This is a genomic window from Mycolicibacterium vaccae NBRC 14118 = CIP 105934 (assembly GCF_001552715.1).
Lineage (GTDB): Bacteria > Actinomycetota > Actinomycetes > Mycobacteriales > Mycobacteriaceae > Mycobacterium > Mycobacterium vaccae.
Map to the genome: position 1 here is coordinate 1 of NZ_BCRS01000315.1, position 2,214 is coordinate 2,214.

Genomic DNA, 2,214 nt, shown 5'->3' on the forward strand with positions numbered 1-2,214 from the left:
GGCGCTGACCGCGATCGCCGGCAGCGCGCGCCGGTACCTGAGCCGCTGGCACCGCCGTCGCCCGCTGTGGGTCGGCGTGGCCACCGGTGGCGTCGTCGACAGCGCCACCGGCTATCTCGACCATCCCCGGCTGGGCTGGTCGGACGCACCGGTCGGTCCGGTGCTCGCCGAGGCCCTCGGGCTTCCGGTGTCGGTGGCCTCGCACGTGGACGCGATGGCCGGCGCGGAGTTGCTGCTCGGGGTGCGCCGCCGGCCCACCAAGGCGGCCACCAGCCTGTACGTCTACGCTCGTGAAACCGTCGGCTACGCACTGTCGATCGGCGGCCAGGTGCACTCCCCGGCCAGCGGCCCCGGCACCATCGCAGGCCTGCCCGCGTTCTCCGAACTCCTCGGCGGCACAGGACAATTGGAATCCACGGTGAGCGACGAGGCGGTGCTGAGCGCGGCGCGCAAGGCGCAGATCGTGCCCGCCGAAGGCCCGGCGTCGACGGTCACCGCGGTGCTGCGCGCCGCCCGCCAGGGCAACGAGGCGGCCGCGGCGCTGGTCGCCGAACGCGCCCGGGTGCTCGGCGAGGCCGTGGCGTTGTTGCGCGACATGCTCAATCCGGACGACCTGGTGGTCGGCGGGCAGGCGTTCACCGAGTACCCGGAGGGCATGTCGATCGTCGAGTCGGCGTTCGCCGCCCGGTCGGCGCTGCCGCCCCGCGACATCCGGGTGACGACGTTCGGCAACCGGATCCAGGAGGCCGGCGCGGGCATCGTGTCCCTCGGCGGGCTCTACGCCGACCCGATCGGCGGCATGCGGCGCGCGCTCGCGTCGCGCAGGCCCGAAGTCAGTGCCTGAGATCGGCCGCCGGACGAGCGGTGTAGACATGACGGTGTGCGTCTAGCGTCCGAGCCGGCTGGCTCGCCTTCCGTACTGCCCCAGCCGCGCCGGGTGGCGGTGCTCTCGGTGCACACGTCCCCGCTGGCCCAGCCGGGCACCGGTGATGCCGGCGGGATGAACGTCTACGTGCTGCAGACCGCGTTGGAGCTCGCCGCCCGCGGCGTGGACGTGGAGATCTTCACCAGGGCCACCTCGTCGGCCGACCAGCCCGTGGTCCCGGTGGCGCCGGGGGTGCTGGTGCGCAACGTGGTGGCCGGCCCGTTCGAGGGGCTGGACAAGAACGATCTGCCCACCCAGCTGTGCGCGTTCACCGCCGGGGTGCTGCGTGCGGAGGCCACCCACGAACCCGGCTACTACGACGTCGTGCACTCCCACTACTGGCTGTCGGGCCAGGTCGGCTGGCTGGCCGCCGACCGCTGGGGGGTGCCGCTGGTGCACACCGCCCACACCCTGGCAGCGGTCAAGAACGCGTCACTGGCCGCCGGGGACTGCCCGGAACCGCCGATGCGCTCGATCGGCGAGCAGCAGGTGGTCGACGAAGCCGACCGGTTGATCGTCAACACCGAACATGAAGCCCACCAACTGGTCTCGCTGCACGGTGCGGACCCGGACCGGATCGACGTGGTGCACCCCGGCGTCGACCTGAAGACCTTCACCCCGGGCGACCGCGCGGCCGCGCGCGCCGCCCTCGGCCTGGACGCCGACGCGCAGATCGTCGCGTTCGTCGGCCGGATCCAGCCGCTCAAAGCCCCCGACGTGTTGCTGCGCGCGGTGGCCCTGCTGCCCGGCGTTCAGGTCGTCATCGCCGGCGGGCCGTCCGGGTCGGGGCTGGCCACCCCGGACAACCTCGTGGATCTGGCGGCGGACCTGGGTATCACCGACCGGGTGACCTTCCTCCCGCCGCAGGCGCGCGACGACCTGGTCCGGGTCTACCGGGCCGCCGACGTCATCGCGGTGCCCAGCTACTCCGAGTCGTTCGGGCTGGTCGCCGTCGAGGCCCAGGCCTGCGGGACGCCGGTGGTGGCGGCCGCCGTCGGCGGACTCCCGGTCGCGGTGCGCGACGGCGTCACCGGCGCGCTGGTCGACGGGCACGATCCGCACGCGTGGGCGTCCACGCTGGCCCGGGTGCTGGCCGCCGACCCGGCGACGATGAGCCGCGCGGCGCTCGCCCACGCCGCCACGTTCTCCTGGTCGCACACCGTCGATGCGCTGCTGACGGGCTACGGGCGTGCGATCGCCGACTACCGGGCCCAGCACCAGCTGTCGTCGCGGCGCAGCGGCCGGCGGTTCTCGATACGCAGAGGAGTCCGGGTATGAGTGGCGATGAG

2 protein-coding genes are annotated in these 2,214 nt (G+C 73.7%); both read left to right on the plus strand.

Going from position 1 to position 2,214, the window contains the following annotated elements; genetic code table 11:
- On the plus strand, positions 1–844 hold an 844-nt coding region (locus tag MVA01S_RS29575), incomplete at its 5' end, for an ROK family protein (protein WP_159426390.1).
- A 36-nt stretch (positions 845–880) separates the two neighbouring features.
- Positions 881–2,203 carry a D-inositol-3-phosphate glycosyltransferase gene (gene mshA / locus MVA01S_RS29580; protein ID WP_040542678.1) on the plus strand — a complete coding sequence of 441 codons (1,323 nt, stop codon included), beginning with the start codon at positions 881–883 and terminating at the stop codon, positions 2,201–2,203.
- Positions 2,204–2,214: the final 11 nt, after the last annotated feature.